The organism is Marinicella gelatinilytica, assembly GCF_026410405.1.
GTDB classification, from domain to species: Bacteria; Pseudomonadota; Gammaproteobacteria; order Xanthomonadales; family Marinicellaceae; genus Marinicella; species Marinicella gelatinilytica.
In genome coordinates this window covers 89469-106934 of record NZ_JAPMLN010000010.1, presented here as the reverse complement: position 1 = coordinate 106934, position 17466 = coordinate 89469, and the positions used below count along the sequence as shown (strand labels likewise).

16 protein-coding genes are annotated in these 17466 nt (G+C 41.2%); 10 read left to right on the top strand and 6 right to left on the bottom strand.

Features of this window, described 5'->3' with window-relative positions:
• The first annotated feature begins 400 nt into the window (after positions 1-400).
• The 5 genes from OS173_RS08200 to OS173_RS08180 are packed head-to-tail and all read left to right on the top strand — an operon-like array spanning position 401 to position 5708.
• Complete coding sequence (locus OS173_RS08200; protein WP_267183790.1) at positions 401-1180, top strand: lysophospholipid acyltransferase family protein; 780 nt, start codon at positions 401-403, stop codon at positions 1178-1180.
• Positions 1155-2105 (top strand): YheT family hydrolase, encoded by a 951-nt coding sequence (locus OS173_RS08195; protein WP_267183789.1) that lies wholly within the window; start codon positions 1155-1157, stop codon positions 2103-2105. The genes OS173_RS08200 and OS173_RS08195 overlap by 26 nt, the downstream gene beginning before the upstream one ends.
• The gene (locus tag OS173_RS08190) at positions 2102-4099 is read left to right on the top strand and encodes a tetratricopeptide repeat protein (protein WP_267183788.1); all 1998 of its coding nucleotides are present in this window, start codon (positions 2102-2104) and stop codon (positions 4097-4099) included. The genes OS173_RS08195 and OS173_RS08190 overlap by 4 nt, the downstream gene beginning before the upstream one ends.
• The gene (locus OS173_RS08185; protein ID WP_267183787.1) at positions 4099-4854 is read left to right on the top strand and encodes an undecaprenyl-diphosphate phosphatase; all 756 of its coding nucleotides are present in this window, start codon (positions 4099-4101) and stop codon (positions 4852-4854) included. The genes OS173_RS08190 and OS173_RS08185 overlap by 1 nt, the downstream gene beginning before the upstream one ends.
• Positions 4851-5708 (top strand): alpha/beta hydrolase, encoded by an 858-nt coding sequence (locus tag OS173_RS08180; RefSeq protein ID WP_267183786.1) that lies wholly within the window; start codon positions 4851-4853, stop codon positions 5706-5708. The genes OS173_RS08185 and OS173_RS08180 overlap by 4 nt, the downstream gene beginning before the upstream one ends.
• 75 nt (positions 5709-5783) lie before the next feature.
• Here the strand turns inward: OS173_RS08180 and OS173_RS08175 are convergent, their stop codons facing one another.
• The 4 genes from OS173_RS08175 to OS173_RS08160 all read right to left on the bottom strand — a co-directional run bounded on the left by OS173_RS08175 (position 5784) and on the right by OS173_RS08160 (position 9594).
• Positions 5784-7445, bottom strand: a complete 1662-nt coding sequence (locus OS173_RS08175; protein ID WP_267183785.1) for a hypothetical protein — start codon at positions 7443-7445, stop codon at positions 5784-5786.
• A gap of 290 nt (positions 7446-7735) precedes the next feature.
• A complete protein-coding gene (locus OS173_RS08170) occupies positions 7736-8152 on the bottom strand; it encodes an MgtC/SapB family protein (RefSeq protein WP_267183784.1) in 417 nt (138 codons plus the stop codon).
• Between the two features lie 388 nt (positions 8153-8540).
• A complete protein-coding gene (locus OS173_RS08165) occupies positions 8541-8876 on the bottom strand; it encodes a PRC-barrel domain-containing protein (protein ID WP_267183783.1) in 336 nt (111 codons plus the stop codon).
• Positions 8877-9051: 175 nt separating this feature from the next.
• On the bottom strand, positions 9052-9594 hold the full coding sequence (locus tag OS173_RS08160) for a lipocalin family protein (protein WP_267183782.1): 543 nt from the start codon (positions 9592-9594) through the stop codon (positions 9052-9054).
• Positions 9595-9722: 128 nt separating this feature from the next.
• Here OS173_RS08160 and OS173_RS08155 point away from each other — a divergent pair, with 128 nt between their 5' ends.
• The 4 genes from OS173_RS08155 (at position 9723) to OS173_RS08140 (ending at position 12745) form a co-directional block, all read left to right on the top strand.
• Positions 9723-10940: a cysteine desulfurase-like protein gene (locus OS173_RS08155; RefSeq protein WP_267183781.1), complete on the top strand. Its 1218-nt coding sequence runs from the start codon at positions 9723-9725 to the stop codon at positions 10938-10940.
• Between the two features lie 121 nt (positions 10941-11061).
• Positions 11062-11601, top strand: coding sequence for an REP-associated tyrosine transposase (locus OS173_RS08150; RefSeq protein WP_323373186.1), 540 nt, complete (start codon positions 11062-11064; stop codon positions 11599-11601).
• A gap of 205 nt (positions 11602-11806) precedes the next feature.
• Positions 11807-12193 carry a hypothetical protein gene (locus OS173_RS08145; protein ID WP_267183779.1) on the top strand — a complete coding sequence of 129 codons (387 nt, stop codon included), beginning with the start codon at positions 11807-11809 and terminating at the stop codon, positions 12191-12193.
• Positions 12194-12223: 30 nt separating this feature from the next.
• Complete coding sequence (locus tag OS173_RS08140; RefSeq protein ID WP_267183778.1) at positions 12224-12745, top strand: hypothetical protein; 522 nt, start codon at positions 12224-12226, stop codon at positions 12743-12745.
• Between the two features lie 117 nt (positions 12746-12862).
• Here OS173_RS08140 and OS173_RS08135 read toward each other — a convergent pair whose 3' ends face one another.
• Positions 12863-13150 carry a hypothetical protein gene (locus tag OS173_RS08135; RefSeq protein WP_267183777.1) on the bottom strand — a complete coding sequence of 96 codons (288 nt, stop codon included), beginning with the start codon at positions 13148-13150 and terminating at the stop codon, positions 12863-12865.
• A 113-nt stretch (positions 13151-13263) separates the two neighbouring features.
• On the opposite strand from OS173_RS08135, the gene OS173_RS08130 reads away from it, so the two are divergent.
• A complete protein-coding gene (locus OS173_RS08130) occupies positions 13264-13497 on the top strand; it encodes a hypothetical protein (protein ID WP_267183776.1) in 234 nt (77 codons plus the stop codon).
• 167 nt (positions 13498-13664) lie between these two features.
• Here the strand turns inward: OS173_RS08130 and hrpA are convergent, their stop codons facing one another.
• Complete coding sequence (gene hrpA, locus OS173_RS08125) at positions 13665-17465, bottom strand: ATP-dependent RNA helicase HrpA (RefSeq protein ID WP_267183775.1); 3801 nt, start codon at positions 17463-17465, stop codon at positions 13665-13667.
• Position 17466: the final 1 nt, after the last annotated feature.

Below are 17466 nucleotides of genomic sequence, written 5' to 3'. Positions count from 1 at the left end.
GCACATAACTGAAAAACAGTTTTTGCCAAGTCAATGCCAAGTAATTTACAATGTTTCATGATGAATGTCTCCGGTTGTTAGTCCTTGTTATTTTACAAGACAGGTACTTTGATACCGTCCTGGAGGCGTTCATCACATCACACCTGCATCCATGCAGGTGAGCCAGAGCGTTACGTGCAATAGGCTTAAGACATGTCGCCGCCATGGATGGCGGTGTGCCGAGTTAGGTTGGACCCGATATCGGCCCGCCGTGGCGCCTACAGGATGTAGGTGTGTCTCGATAACAGGACGTGATAGAGACCCGCTTTCGCTTTTCATCCTTTGATGACTATTCGAAAAGTGAATGAAGTCCCAAGGACATTCCTTTATAATATCGCCAGTTCTTACTCACCTGAATAATTTGACAGCCATTAACCACTACACGCGTCTGAGCCTGCGCTTATTGACCTTTCTATTTGCTGTGCTTGGTCTATTACCGTTTGTGGTGTTGATAATTATCATCTCAAAATTACTTCGCTGGCGACAACTTAACCAATGGGTGGTTACTTTTTGGTCACGATTGATGTGTGCCATCATGGGTTTGGAAATTAAAATTTATGGTGATAAACCGGTGTCACCGGTGATGTTGGTCGCCAATCACGTGTCTTGGTTGGATATACCAATTATTCATTCTTTTATTCTGGCTGGGTTTGTCGCTAAACACGAAATCAAATATTGGCCGGTATTGGGGTGGTTGGCGATGGCCGGTGATTCGGTTTTTTTAAACCGCGGTAACAGCCAATCCAGAAAAGCTGTATTAACTCAACTCAAGAAACGCTTAACTCAAGGACGCTCGGTGGCAATATTCCCCGAAGGAACCGTCACTGATGGCAGCTATTTAAGGCCCTTCCATCGACAATTAATACATGCTGCCGTGGAAACCCGCACACCGATTGTTCCGGTGGCCATTAAATTCTTAAACCAGGAAGGTCAACGCGAAGCTCGGGTTGGTTTTATCGATGATGAGCCTTTTTTGCAGCATGTTTTTAGGATTTTACAATTACCGCATACCACTGTTGAAATATATTGTGGTGCGCGCTTGACAAATTACGATGCCGGTACCCGTATCATGACGTCCATGGCCCGAAGTTACATTGAACAACAGTTGGAACAAGATGATTATTTATCGTCCGTCGCTTAAGCCTAAAAATCGGCATTTACAATCTATTTTAGCCAGTGCCAAGTTACGCTTACGATCGCTGCGTCATGAAAATCCGGTTAAAACCGCGCAACAAGCTGAGTTAATAAAAACCCCTTTGGCGACTTTACAGGGCTTTTACAGCCCCCATCCTCAGGATAACGGCCAACTGGCGATTCTAATTCACGGCTGGGAGGGCAGTGCCGAATCCACTTATTTACAGCTTATGGCACACCATTTGTACAACGCCGGTATCAGTGTCTATCGTCTTAATTTGCGAGATCACGGTGATTCGCATCATTTAAACGAGGATTTGTTCCATTCTTGTCGATTGGCTGAGGTGGTGGCGGCTTTGCAACAACTTAACCAGCGGTTTAGTAACCAACAACAACACCTAATTGGCTTTTCTTTAGGTGGCAACTTTGCGGTTCGGGCGGCAGCTGCCAAGGAATTAAACTTTACAGGTGTTTATGCGGTGTCACCACCGGTTAACCCGGAAAATAGCATGCATGCCATTGAGGCATCAAAACTATATGGGCCTTATTTTCTTCATAAGTGGAAAAAATCATTACTCAAAAAACAGCAGTTATTTCCCCATCTGTTTGAAGGCACCGATTGGCAATCACAAAAAAGCTTACAGACCTTAACTGAGGCTTTGGTGTTAAAACACACTGAATTTGACACCGCCAGTGACTATTTTCAGGGTTACAGTCTGACCCCTGATTTAATTAAAAAAATTAATATACCAACCCAAATTATCACAGCCTGGGATGATCCGGTGATTCCTTTTGCTGATTTTAGTACAATTGACCGATTATCCAATATTAAACTGGTGACCACGCCATTAGGCGGCCATTGTGGCTTTATCAAAAATTGGCGACTGGACAGCTGGGTGGAAGATTACATTATCAATGAGATAACATCATGAATGATTTAGAGCAGATTAAAAAACAACATCAAAAAGGACAACTTAAAAAAGCCATTGACGGTTATCAGTCTTATTTGAAAAAAAACCCCAATGATGACGAAGCGCATTTTGGTTTGGCTTTGGCGTATAAAGACAATAAACTGTTTAATGAGGCACTAAAATCTGCTACCAGCGCGGTACAACTGGCGCCCAACGCAGAACGTTATCATCAATTCAAAGGACAAATGCACATGGCTTTGGGTGATAGCGAAGCGGCTTTACAAGCCTTTCGAACATCCCTGAAACATAATCCCAACCTGTATTTTTCATATCTCGCCATTGGCGATATTTTTTCGCTCAAAGAACAATTCCAAGATGCAGAAGAGCAATACCGTTTAGCCCTGCGGGTTCACCAAGATGCCACACCGGCGGCTGTAAAATTAGCCAAATTATTGCTGCTAACCGGTCGCGTTGAAGAGGCTGACAGTGTGTTACAAGCGGCGGCGTTACATCAACCCAAAGATCCGCAAATCAAGCTTTATCAAGGCATTATTAATTTGGAAGCCGGTGAGTTTGCGTTTGCCGAACTGCATTTTAAAAAATTACTGGAAGACAATCCGGAGTACCCATTGGCCAAAATTTATTTGGCCATCAGTTTAATGGACAACGACCTGCGTCAAGCGGCAGACCATTTAAACCAACTGATTGAAGCCAAACACCAGTCACCGGAATTATTGGCCGCTGTCGGTATGCTGTCGCTCAAACAAAAGCATTACAATGAAGCCGTTAATTATTTAGTATCGGCATGTCGCTCTACAGTGGCTTATCCCAGTTGGTATATGGCTTTGAGCCAGGGATTTGTGGCCATGAATCGTTTACCGGAAGCCAAACAAGTGCTCCAGCAGGTCTTACGCAGAAGTCCCAATGACCGCGCCACTGTGATGCTTGGTTTGATTGAACTGAGGGCCAAACAATACCCACAAGCGATTGAACACTTCACCAGTATTTCTACAGACAGCCCGCGCTATCCGGCCGCCCTAAAACATATAATGCAGGCATATTTTCAGTCAAAGAACTGGCAAAAAACCATTGCCTCCGCAGATCAATTATTGGCCCTCAATCCGGATCACGGTGAAGCCATTGTCATGAAAAGTCACGCTTTTGGTTACTTAAATGATTTGGAACAGGCGTTGGCAACCTTAGAAATTGGTTTAAGCAATGACAACCTGTCAGCCATAGAAGATAATTTACACTTAAATGCCGGCTTAATACTGGATGCACAAGGTGAATATGAATCGGCATGGCAACACTTTAGCGCCCAACAAACAGAATCACCTAAGGCCGTGGCATTATTATCAAAAGACGAAGAGAAAACCGCGCAAAAGTGGCCCTCTGAAGCGACTGAAATTCAACCGGTTTTTGTGTTCAGCGATACTTCCACCGGTCATGCGGCTTTTGTGGAAGGACTGCAAGCCAACGGCATCGAAGCACTGACAGACCGTTTTCGCCCAACGGCACGCCAGGATTTATTTTTCCAACAATGGCTATTTCCGGATATCGACGGACTACCCGAGGCGCGGTGTCATTTATTACGCAAAAAATACCAGAAACACCTCAAACGGATCCACAATCAGGGGCCTTTTGCTGATTTTATTCCAACCACTGCCCTCAATATGGCTTTACTCAAAAAAGTCTTTCCGTCGGCCAAAGTCATCATGTTGGATCGCAATATGGCAGACCGCCATTTACATCAATTGGTTTTTGCTAACAGTCGATATTCAGCGAATGATTTTCGGGCTTTAAAAAATCAGATGATTGCCATGAACCCCAACATTCATTTACTTGATATTGATGCGTTTTTAGACAACGATAAAAAATCACTGGCCGAACTGAGTGATATTTTCAAGGTGTCTTTAACAGCGCAGGAACCAGCCAAGATAATGCCTATGCAGCAATTAATGCTGCCAAAAAATCGTTGGAAAGCCTACAGTGACCATTTAAAAACAAAACCATAATGATTGATTTTTGGCATGCCTTGGTTTTAGCACTGATTCAAGGTCTGACTGAGTTCTTACCGGTATCATCATCAGCCCACTTAATTTTGGTGGGTTTATTGAGTGATTGGCAGGATCAGGGTTTAGTGATTGATGTCGCTGCTCATTTGGGTTCTTTATTGGCGGTTTTGATCTATTTTCGACGAGATATTGTTGCGCTGTTATCGGGACGCGAAAAGAAATTATTCATTCAGATTGTAATCGCTTCATTACCAATCGTTGTTGCCGGCTTATTGTTGGCGGGTGTTTACAGTGACTACGGACGTTCCATTCCGGTTATTGCCGCTGCTTCAATCTTTTTCGGAGTTTTGCTTTGGTACAGTCAACGCTGGGCCGGTGATAAAAATATCAACAATAAATCAGCGTTGTTAGTGGGTATCGCCCAGTGTCTGGCATTAATTCCCGGTGCGTCACGCTCAGGCGTCACCATCACCGCCGGCATGGCTTTGGGCTTATCCAAATCAGCGGCAGCCCGATTTAGTTTTTTATTGGCCATCCCGACGCTGTTAATGGCCACCGCCTATGCCGGTTTAAAATGGTATAAAGAACCCACGCTCATCGATGTCAATGCGGTGGTACTGGTGATTGCCTTAAGTTTTGTGTTTGCCTGGCTGGTGATTGCCTTGTTTATGAAGTTTATCGAGCGCATCGATTTTATCTGGTTTATGCTATATCGTATTCTACTGGCACTTATTTTATTATTTATCATACTATGACACCCACCGAACTGACCTTTAATACCCGCGCCGGCGATATCGGTGCTTTACAATGGGGTACCGGACATTCCAAATTAATTCTGGCACTTCACGGCTGGTTGGACAATGCCGCCAGTTTCGCACAATTGGCACCGTTATTGGCTAAACAAGGTTATCAAGTGATTGCCATTGATTTTCCCGGGCACGGACTGTCGCATCACCGCGCCATAGGCCATAATTATGCCTTTATCGATTATTTATTGGATTTACAGGCGGTCATGGATCAGTTAACCCAGCCATTAATTTTGCTGGCCCATTCCATGGGTGCCGCCATGGCATCTATGTTCACAGCCGCTTACCCAAAATCTGTTGAACAACTGATATTGATTGAAAACTTAGGCGCCATTCCACCTTACCAAGCGGGTAAAGCCACCGAGACCTTACGAGAAGCCCTGGATAATTGGCAAAATCACAGTTTAAAACACAAGCGCTTTTACCCCAGTATTGAACATGCCATCAAAGCCAGACAAAAAGCCACGCCGATGCCTGCTGATATTTTAAAACCCATGGTGGAACGTGGCTTGCAACAGACCATTAAAGGCTTTCATTGGCGAACGGATAAGCGCTTACGATTAAACAGCATGGTGCGAATAAACGAAGAACAAATTCAAGAATTTTTAGCAGACATATCGGTTCCGACGCAACTTATTTTGGCCGAACCGCTCACCTACGCCATGGATTATCCCAGCCTTCAACAGCGCATTGAGGCCCTAAAGCCACAACGTTTAGATAAACTAGCCGGCCATCATCATTTACACATGACGGAAGCTGCTGTGGTGGCCGAGCGGATTTTAGATTTTCTCCCCGACCACTAAAAAACCGAGCCAAGAGCTCGGTTTTTTAGTGGTCGGATGAACCCGACTCAGTACAGCTTTAAACCAAGTGAATGATTACATCACGACCATGGTTGCTAATACGGCAGCACCGGCAGATAACACCGCTGAGGCCACCAGCCACCAGGCTGCAACAGCCGCTAATTTACGGGCATGTTCCGCTTTAATCACGGCTTTGCGTTGTAAATTACGGACTTTTTGTCGTATTTTTTCATCTGCTTTGTGTAACTTATCCGCCACATAGGTTTTGGCATCTTCAATGGTTTGCACCACTTTATCGATGTGTTCATCGTCAATGTAACGGTTATTGGTCACTAAAGCGCGAACTGTTTCGCCATCAAATTGATTTAAACGATGACGCAGCACATCGACACTGTGGCGCGGATCATCCACCATATCAATAACATCTTGTTTCAACACTTCATAAGCCAATTCATCACGATTGGTGCCATCTAAAAAGGCCGCAACCTGACGTTCCATTCGCTTACTTAAGCGGTTGGCATTATCTTTATCAAATTCAGAAACAATGCGCTCAATGCCCGCTTCAACGGAATCAGCATAATTGTTTAACTGATCTTTATCCAACCGGGTGTTGTTATCCAAAGCCTCAATAATGCTGTCACGATTAACACCTTCAAACTTATTGGCAATAATGGTGCTTAAAGTATTTGGATCATTCAATACCGCATCCAAATCTTGCTTCAATTGCTCCTTGGACAAACGTTCGGGGGTGGCATCGACCAATTTCTGACGAAATTCTTGTAAACGTGCGTCCACATCGGCTTTTTCCTGGTTGCTAAAATTAGCCACCACATGTTTTAAACCATCAATGGCACCATCACCTTTGGCGTAACTTTCACGCATCTCATCCATCAAAGCACGCAGTTGTTCGGCTTTTTTCTTGGCCGCTTCATCAGACAGCTTATCTTGTTTACTAATGGCTTGTGACAGCACTTGCTGAATGACCATCCACATGGCGCTGTTATCTCTGTGGCGTGATTTTTTCACCATGTCATTAAGATCAGCGCGTAAATCATCATAATCCGGTACTTTGCGGTCTAACTGAGCACTGAAATTATCGACTTTTTTAGACACAGACTGCCAGTCAAATTGGCTACTAACTTCATCTTTCACCGTGGCAATGCTGCGACTAATCAAATGATCTAATTTCTTATCGTCAGAGGGTTCAAATAAACCGGCCACGGCTTGGCTGCCACTTTTTATGCCGGCTGTGACCGTGGTAATCAGATTACCAATCACGGTACCCGCTACTTTGGCTTCTAAATAGAACAATAAAATAAAAAACACCGCCCAGATAACCAAGGCCATCACTGCGGCTGTAACAGGTGTTTGAATTACACTTAAATTGATGGCCAAAGCAGTACCAACGAATAAAGCAATACAGGTGGTTAACACGCTCCATAAGCCAAAGCCACTGGTGACTTTAACACCCAGTGACACTTTATCGCCAAAATCATCACTATTGATGTCACGGCTGTCCGTTTCATCCGGTGACACGTCCAATTTGGACTCCACATAACGGCTGCGAATATCACCAATGGCAGACACACCTAAGGCCACCGATAATGCGGTCAACACAAACTGAATGGCCAGGGCCAGAATCACACCGGTAATAATGGCGGTGAAAAAGTTGGCTGAAACAAAGGAATCCTCCACCACGGTTACCGGCTGAGCCTGTAATAATGCGACGGGGAGCATACTAAGGAATAACATCATTATCTTTTTCATTGTCGTTATCTCTTTTTTTAAGGAAAATTAATGATAACAAACCCAGGTTAAATTGCCGTAAAGAAAACCTTAATGAATAATAAAATCTATTTATTTTTCATTGACTTATGATGACTTAGTACGTGTTGTGTCGCTCAATGACTGATTGAGAACAATCATTATCAGGGTGAATGACAGTACTACGGGTATGGAACCATTTCTTGTGATATTTAATTTTTGAGTCAATCTTAGATTGACGTGGATCGATATCTCAACAGTATTCAATCATCATCACAAATGGCATCTTTGGCTTTTCTGCCTATACTCAAAATTATAAAGTTGATAAGCGCAATCATAATTGCAATTTCAAATTTCTGCCAAGCCACAGACATACCAATGGCGCCGGTATTCCAGATACTGGCAGCCGTTGCAAGACCATTTACTTCAGCGTTATCTTTTCCTTTGAGTATGGCGCCACCACCAATAAATCCAATGCCGGTAATTATTCCCGCCATATATTTTCCAAGGGCATCAGAACCATCTAAAACCTGAAGTGCTAATAAGGTATAAGAACAAGTAGCCACCGACACCAATGGATAAGTTCTCAAACCGGCACTTTTTGATCCTTGTTCACGGTTATAGGCTATGGGTAAGGAAATAATTAACGCAACAAATACCAGCCCAAAGTTTTTTAACATGGCCATCCATTCAAGAGGGTTTACAACATAATTTTCTATTAGCTCATACATTTTTATAACCCTCACTGATTTAAAACGGTTGTCTTATCGTGCTTGATAATCCCATGACCTGCTTATCAATCACGCTTATAACAATAAATAAGGATGGCGAAAGTTATTTTTATCTTAGCAATTTTTAGAAATTTAGTGTGGAAAAGAACACCATTAGATATGATAAATATGCAATCTGCTTTCAATAGGCCGCTAAAAAGTCACAGGTTAGAGCTTGTCTCAATTCCTTAAAATATGAATCAATCAGTGCTTCTATTGATTTAAATTAAGTTAAGAATTACAGCCATAAAAAAAGGGCGAATGCATCGCCCTTTTCCTCGTTATCTAATAAATACAATTAGAGATAATAGCTGTTGTTCTTAGCCTGCCATTGCGCATCTGCAAAATTCGGCCAATGGTCTTTATCAAAGCCTTCAGCATTTTTAAGCTTCTCTTGGTTGATATCCATTTTAAAGCATTTATTTTCGTTATCTAATTTCATGGCTTCCATAGGGACTGCAAAAAGCTTATTACCGATTCCAAGAAAACCACCAAAATCTAATACGGCATAATTTACTTGTCCGGTTTGGGTGTCGACCATAAAGTCTTTGATATCACCCAAGCTTTCACCCTCAAAATTCTTAACATCATTACCTTTAAGTGAATCTGCTGATAATATATTAGTATGTTGCATAATTACTCCTTTTAAAGTTATGTTTGTGATTAATTAAATTAACTTGAATAAGCCTCACTGCTTATCGTCAAGATATATTTATTATACAGTGATCACATTAAGATACCGTAAACTTTACGCTAATAATTTGTTTTATTTACAATAGGTTACAATCGTTATCTCTAATACATGGTCGTTATTTTGTTTTTTGTATTTCTAAACTTTGCTGAGGCGTTTTAATGATGTCTTCGCGCGAATAGCCAAGTTTGACCGCCCGTTCCACCAATTGCTGATACTGATCTTCACTGATGTGTGGCTGTCGCGCCATAATCCATAAATAATCACGTTTTGAACGTCCGATAATGGTGTGCTCATAAGCATCATCAACATAAGAAATAATAAATTCTGACTTAAACGGCCATAAAAATTGCATCTTCCAATAGGCATTGGATTCAGGCTGGATAAAACCTGTGGGTCGATAAGTTTTACGCTCACCTGCAAAGCTGTCTTTGTTAAAACTAAAAGTGGTGTTAACCTTATTTTCTTGGCCTCGTTGATAAGTTTCTAAGGGGTTATAGGCATCTTTTTCGATAAAGGTCGGAATATGACCAATCACATACCAATCGCCCATAAAAGCATCGATATTGACATTATCAGCCCGCTGAATTGGATTGCTCGAACGGCACGCATATAAACTTAATGATGCCACAACAATCGCCAAAACCATCCATATTTTCATGTTACCACCTGATTTTTAATGGTATTAAAGTAACAAAAACGCAGTGAAAAATAGGTCAAGAATCGTGGCCTAAGCTGATTTTTTTAACACAATACAGTACACTGATGTTTTTATAACCAATCAATTTTATGCTTGATTTATCTTGGGTCCGCAGTCAATTCCCCGGCCTTGGTCACACCACAGATGTCTTACTGGATAATGCCGGCGGTTCACAAATATCACAAAGCGCCATTTCAGGCATCAATGATTTCTTAACCCAGTGTAATGTCCAGTTAGGCGCTGATTACGGCACTTCAAAAGAAGCTGTCAAGCGGGTCACTCAAGCTCAATCTGCTATCAGCACCTGGCTCAATGCCAAGCAGTCGGAAGAAGTGATTGTTGGCGCATCCAGTACCTGGTTAACCCGCATGCTAAGTTTACAGCTAATGAAAACCTGGCAGCCGGGTGACGAAGTCATTATCACGGATGTCGATCATGAAGCCAACCGCAGTTGTTGGCTGGATTTACAGGACCAAGGTATTGTTATTAAACACTGGCGCGTGAATACCGAAACCCACGAATTAGAAATATCCGAACTTAATAAATTACTCTGTGATAAAACCCGTCTGGTTTGTTGTACCCACGTGTCAAATATTTACGGCCACATTAACCCCATTGCCGATTGGGCAGAAGTCGTCCATAACCATGGCGCGGACATATGTGTCGATGGGGTGGCTTATGCACCGCATCGTCTCCTGGATGTTCAAGCGTTAGGTGTAGACTATTATTTTTTTAGTTTTTATAAAACATTTGGCCCACACCAAGCGGTTTTATACGGAAAACATGAAAATCTGCAACGCTTACCCGGTATTAACCACCGTTTTATCAAAGACACGCCTTATCGTTTCCAACCCGGCAATGTTAATTATGAACTCATCTGTGGCATCCATGGTGCCATACGATATCTGCTAACCTTAGGCCGGCACCATAACAACGGTCATTCATCATTACGCGAAAATTTAAACCTTGCCTATAACGCCATCGCTGATTATGAACAACAACTGATCGAACCACTTATTGAGTTCTTATATACCCATAAAGATATTCGCATCATCGGTGATACTGTGGCAGACAAAAACCAACGCGTCGCCACCGTTTCTTTTATTCATAAAACCCTCAGCAGTCAAGATGTGGCTCAACAAGCCAACCAACAAGGTTTAGGCATCCGCTACGGCGATTTCTACGCCGTGGCATTGATTGACACCTTAGGTCTCCGCAATCAACACGGTGTCGTCCGAGTATCGTTAGCTCACTACAACAGCCCCGAAGAAGTGAGCCGATTAATTGAGGTTTTACACAAATTATAACCATAATGTAGGTTGGGCTAAGCAGAGCGCAGCCCAACATCACGTGATATATTGTACGTTGGGTTGGGCTGCGCTACGCTTAGCCCAACCTACGATAATTATTTTTCGATATAATGAAAATATGCAATATCGAAGGGCAAATATCACAGGCGCTTGTTATTTTTTCACGATAAATTTAGCTGACAGACGCAGCTATTTATTAGTTATGAAATTTGATGTGTTGCGTGATGTTATTAATCAAGTTAAACACAAACATCCCTTCAAATTAGATGCCAAGGTTATTATGCCCGAGCATTTTCATATTATGATGACACTACCGGAAAATGATAACGATTACCCCAAACGTATTATGTTAATCAAATCAGGCTTCTCCAAAAAAATCCCAAAAACTGAACGTATTAATCCAAGTCGCCTAAGAAAAAGAGAGCGTGGCATTTGGCAAAGGCGATATTGGGAACATTTAATCCGTGATGAAGATGATTACCAAAAACATGTTGATTACATCCATTACAATCCGGTTAAACACGGCCACGCCCAAAAACCCAGCGATTGGGCCTATTCAACCATTCACAAATACATTGATTTAGGTATCTACGACAAAAACTGGGGTAATGACAACCGAATACATGAACATCAAAATTTTGGCGAGAACATCCCATAATTTACCGTAGGTTGGGCTAAGCGCAGCGCAACATTTTTGAATCCGGCTTGATGTTGGGCTGCGCTACGCTTAGCCCAACCTACATGCTATATAATGTTAAACATTATTTTTTATTATCAAAACGTTGAATTTAAATATTTTTAATGTAATTATTAATCATTAAAAAATGTGATAACTCTATTATTTATAAATTTGAGCGTATTGTATGGCCAAAATATTAAAATTCATTATGATTATTATCATATTCACTTCTATCAGTGTTTTTGTATTGTCATATTTTGTAATAACAACTGAAATCACATCAAGCAATCAACCAAAGCAATGGCATTTTTTACCAATAACAAATATCAAAGATCAAGTTCTTATCAGAGAAATCTTAGAGTCTCAAAATCCATATTTCCAAGTCACTGATGGTATTGGGAGAGAACTCAAACCCGCTCCTTGGATGATTAAGTATTTCTTAGGAACCAATAGACTTTGGGCTGGATGGGGCTGGCAATTATTAGACTCACTTATATTTTTAAGTGTTATGATTTTAATATTTTCGTTAAACTCCTGGAGAAATGAATATATTAATGATTTAGATAAATAGCTCAATATACTAATTATAATGGTAACGATAATGCATAAAAAAAATTGGTTAAAAATTTTAAAAGGAGTTTTCTATAGCTTCATTATGATCTTTATTTTTGCTTGCAGTGAAGATAAAACAGAAAAAAACAAACAGGGCTTAGTAACAAAAGATCATAAATATCAAATATGGCTTGAAGGATTGGTCGAACAATCTAATAAGAGATTACACGATAACAAAAATGATATATCTGAACGTGTAAAGACATTCTCGGAGTATGAATTTGAATTTGTTCCAGAAAAAAATAGATTAACTAATGATTGGATTGGTGTCGAATCTACTTATGTTCTTTATGCAGGTAAACACATGACACTGAAAATGGCTAAAGCAGCATATAAGTTATCGTATTTAGAACATGAATCATATGCAATTCAGCAAACTTGCAAATTCTACATCGATAAAATGAGTCAAAATGGATTTTACAAAATTAATAGATTTAAAACTTTGGACGGAGAACTAATAAAAGAATATAAAATAGATTTGAGTGTGTGTGAAAGATATTTTTCACAATAAACTCAAAAATGATTTATCATCGAAATCTGACTGAGTTTGATATGGTATTATTGACTTATCAAGTCTGGCAGGTTGGGCTGAGCAACGCGAAAACCGACATAAAAGCTGGTGAGTTATCTAATAATAACGACGTGATTTAATTTGTTTAGCTTCAACCGTTGTGTCGTTATCTACATTTATCAACTTATAATCGCAAACAATAATTTCATCTAAGCGCAACCATAACTTTGAATCAATAGTATCAACAGATTCAACTTGCCAAACCGATTTATCTTCAAGAATAATTATAGAACCATCCTTAGATTTAGACTTAATCCAATGACCACTTTCGCAATCTGTTTGAGAGTTAGAAATCCCATTCAAAAACATGAACAATAAGATGGTAATTAATTTAAATTGTCGCATTAAATTACTTCTCCGAATAAGAAAAATTAAGATATTATTTTATGATAAAGATAAATAAAAATTTGTATTTTTTTACTATATAATTAAATTTTATTAAATATAAGGTAAATATTATGGGTATGTTAATGCAAGGAAAAAAATACACCATTAAATTAAAACCACAATCATGTCCTGTTTATGTTGATGGGGTTGAATTTGACTCTGAATTAATACATCATGAAAAAATAAAATTAATTGTTAATTATTATGATTACAATAATGATTTATATGTATGTACCGAATTAAATAGTAAAAATGATCAATTCTATTTAGACACTTATGACATAGTCAAAGCAGTTGCATTGTAATTTTAAATACTGAAACTAAAATAGTTATTTCTATAATTACATAAAAATAACTGCTATTCCACTCTATTTTTTTGGACTAACTAACAAGATCCCTTACAGGCTTATCAAAAAATTAATAGCATGTACCATCATACAAAGATGATGTCATAATAATTTAATTTTTAAAATTATTGTTTCAACAAATTCCGTAATCGCTTGCCGGATACCTTTTGTTGGGTTCCAAGGCTTTGCGCAAACAGCGAGACGCGGTATTCTTGTAAGGTCATTAAATAATCCTGATGCGCGGGGGTGAAGGCTGCTGCGTTCTCGCATAAGGTATAGAAAGGTTTACTGACATCAGTCAGCTGCGCCAGTTTATCGGCTTCTTTTTGCGGGGAATGTAAGGCGGTTTCCAGGCGCATGGCGAGGGCTTCTAAATAGCGGGGGTAATGTTTAAGTTCGGAGAAGCTGACGATTCTTAAAAAGCCGTCGTAGATTAAATAATCGAGTTCTTGAATCATATCATCATAGCTTTCATCGGCGAGTGATTCGCTGTGATGTTCGATGGCTTGCCAGGTTTCGTACCACTTGATTAGAACTTGATTTAAAATCTCAAGCCATTGATAAACATCGCGGTAGAGATTCGATGACAGATGCTGGGCGAGCTGATCAAAATCGGCTTGTGTTCGGACAGTGTCACCCGCAGCGATACCGGCTTCCAGGCGGGCATCAATCACGGCGTCAATGTATTTATTCTCTGTGCCTAAACTATCCCAGGCCAGAGCGGCTTTCAGGTTGGGGTTTATTTTCTGGCATTGCTTGACGATTTTTGGATATTTGAGCTGTAACAGGCGTTTTATGCCCCGGGTGTGTTCTTGGGCGGCTTGTTCTTGTGTTTCAAAAAAACGCAATCCCACAGCGTCTGTCTGATCCACCACCGCCGGATAAGCGGGTAGGCCATTATCAAGGGTCACCACCGGTTCGATGATTTCAAAAACCCAGTCTTTGGCGCCATTGATTTGTCGGGTTTCACTGGCACTTTTTTGAAAGCTGACATTAGCCGCTTGTTTGTGCCTGCCTTGCATCTCATCGAAACTTCGACCTTGATAGACAATTTTGTTATTGTGGTTACGGACTTCATAACGAAACTGCAGGTGTGGTGGCAGCTCCGCAGCTTGCCATTCCTCAACCGTGGTTTCTAGGCCGTTTTTTTGGTGAACGATACTAACCAGTTGTTGATAAAAGTCTTTTTTCAGATCTAACAGCTCGGTCATAATATCAGCATAATGATTAACCGGAATTAAGCCGCGTCGCAGACTTTTTGGCAAACCTTTTATTAGCGCCACCACTTTTTCTTGTAGTAACCCAGGTACTAAGAAAGCAAAGTCATTGGCATTTAAGGCATTGATCCAAGCTAATTTTAAGTGTGCTGTAACGCCATCGTCAGACTGATCGGGAGCGAATACATAAGTCAGCGGTATGTTGAGTTGTCTGATTTGAATGTGATCCGGGAATTGTTCAACTTCCGGGGTTTGGGCTTGGTTTTGGTAAAAATCATCCGCAGTAAAATGTAATGGTTGACCGCTTTGCTTTTTAAGCCATTTTTTTAATTGTGGTTCGCTGTAAATACCATCGGGAATGCGATCATCATATAAACGATAAACCTCAGCGGGTTCAATTAACAAATCTCTTTTACGGTGGCGGTCTTCTTCAGCTTCAATTTCTGCGATGATTCGGCTGTTATGTCGGTAAAACTCCATTCGCGTGTTCAGCTGTCGCGCCACCAATCCCTGCTCTATAAACAATTGTCGAGAAGTTTCGGGGTCTTGCGGGCCGTAATGCACCCGCTCACGCTCAGTCAACGTTAAACCTAATATAGTACTGCGGCGATAACCCATCACTGAGCCTTGCTTTTTTGACCAGTAAGGATCGTAATAACTGTGCTTAATTAGATGACTTCCGGCATTAATTATTTGTGCCACTGTGACTTGAGCCGCCATGCGTGCATAGACTTGACTGGTATGAACGATTTCAGCTGCCACCACCCATTTTGGCATGCGGTTAAATAACACCGAACCCGGGAACAGCATAAATTTTTTATTACGCGTACCCAAATAAGTCCGTTCATCGTGAAATTGACCAATGTGAGAAATAAAACCACTCAAAATGGCCTCGTGCTGGCTGGCTGATGAGGATTGACCGGATTTCGCCACCATTTTCTGTTTCTTCAATAATTGCAATAATTGTCGGTGAACGTCTTTCCATTCCATGTATTTTTTGATACTGATAAAGTTTTTCCGACACCAGTCCCTAAATTTTTTGTTTCCCAACTCTTTTCTTGTTTTATTCAATATTCTCCATAAATTTAAAATACCTATGAAATCAGAATCTTCGTCCAGATACTTTTCATGGGCCTTATCCGCAGCTTGTGAAGAATCCAGTGGCCGCTCTCTTGGGTCTTGCACCGCTAACATCGACACCATAATCACAATGTCCTGTAAGCAACCCAACGCATGGGCAGCCAATAATATCCGTGCCAGCTGCACATCAATGGGCAAATGCGCCATAATCCGGCCTATTTTTGTCAGCTGTCGACCTTCGTCTATGGCTTGTAATTCGAACAGTAACTGATAGCCATCGGCAATTTGTTTAAAATCAGGGCTGTCTATAAATGGAAAATCCTCCAAATCTCCCAACTGTAAAACCTGAGTTTGTAAAATCACCGATGCCAGTGAGGTGCGCAAAATTTCAGCATCACTGTGTTCCGGGCGTGAGTCATAATCTGCTTCACTGTAGAGACGATAACAGTGTCCGGGTGCAATCCGTCCACAGCGACCTTGGCGTTGATCGGCACTGTCCTGGGCAATGGCTTCTATCTGCAAGCCCTGAATTTTACTGCGTGCAGAATAGCGACTGATGCGCGCCAGTCCACTGTCAATCACACAATGTATGCGTGGTACAGTTAGTGAAGTTTCGGCGACATTGGTGCTGACAATAATGCGGCGTTTATCACCCGGATAAAATATTTGCATTTGCTGAGCACCGGTTAATCGCGCATACAAAGGCAGCACTTCCGTGTTTGGTAAGTGTTTTTTCTTTATCCGTTCGATGGTGTCATTAATTTCTCGCTCACCGGGCAAAAACACCAATATGTCACCGGTTTTCTTTAATTGATAAAACTCATCCACTGCCCGAATAATGGCTTCTTCCAAATCAATACCTAATTCCTCCGGTGGTCGGTAGTGGGTGGTGACCGGATAGGAGCGTCCACTGACGTTGATAATCGGTGCGTCATTAAAATGGGCACTGAATTTTTCGGTATCAATGGTTGCAGAAGTGATAATGACTTTTAAATCAGGCCGTTTTGGTAACAGCTTTTTGATAAATCCCAGTAAAAAATCAATATTTAAGCTACGCTCATGGGCTTCATCGATGATGATGGTGTCATAATCATTCAGCCATCTATCACGCAATGTTTGTTGTAATAAAATACCATCGGTCATGAAACGAATATAACCATCTTCACTGTATTTTTCGTCAAACCGAACCTGGTAGCCAACGCCATGGCCCAGTGTTACGGCCAACTCTTCACTGACCCGAGCTGCCACGGATTTTGCAGCAATTCGCCGCGGTTGGGTACAACCGATTTGTCCAAATTGACCCAAACCAGCTTGTAAACAAATTTTTGGTATTTGTGTGGTTTTTCCGGAACCGGTTTCACCGGCGATAATGGTGACTTGGTTCTCAATGATGGTTTGGCGAATATTGTCTGCCTGTTCAGACACCGGCAAGTCAGGTGCTAAAGTCACTTTTGGACGTTGTTGATTACGGTGTTGAAACTGCTGATGGGCTTGTTCAATTTCAGCCAACGCTGTGGCTTTTTGTTGCTGATTTTTAGCCTTTTTTAAGCGTGTCGACAATCTGTAGAAATCTCGCCTAAGCACGGCGTTTTGCATATTCTGCACTAAGCGTTGCGTGGCATCAGACATT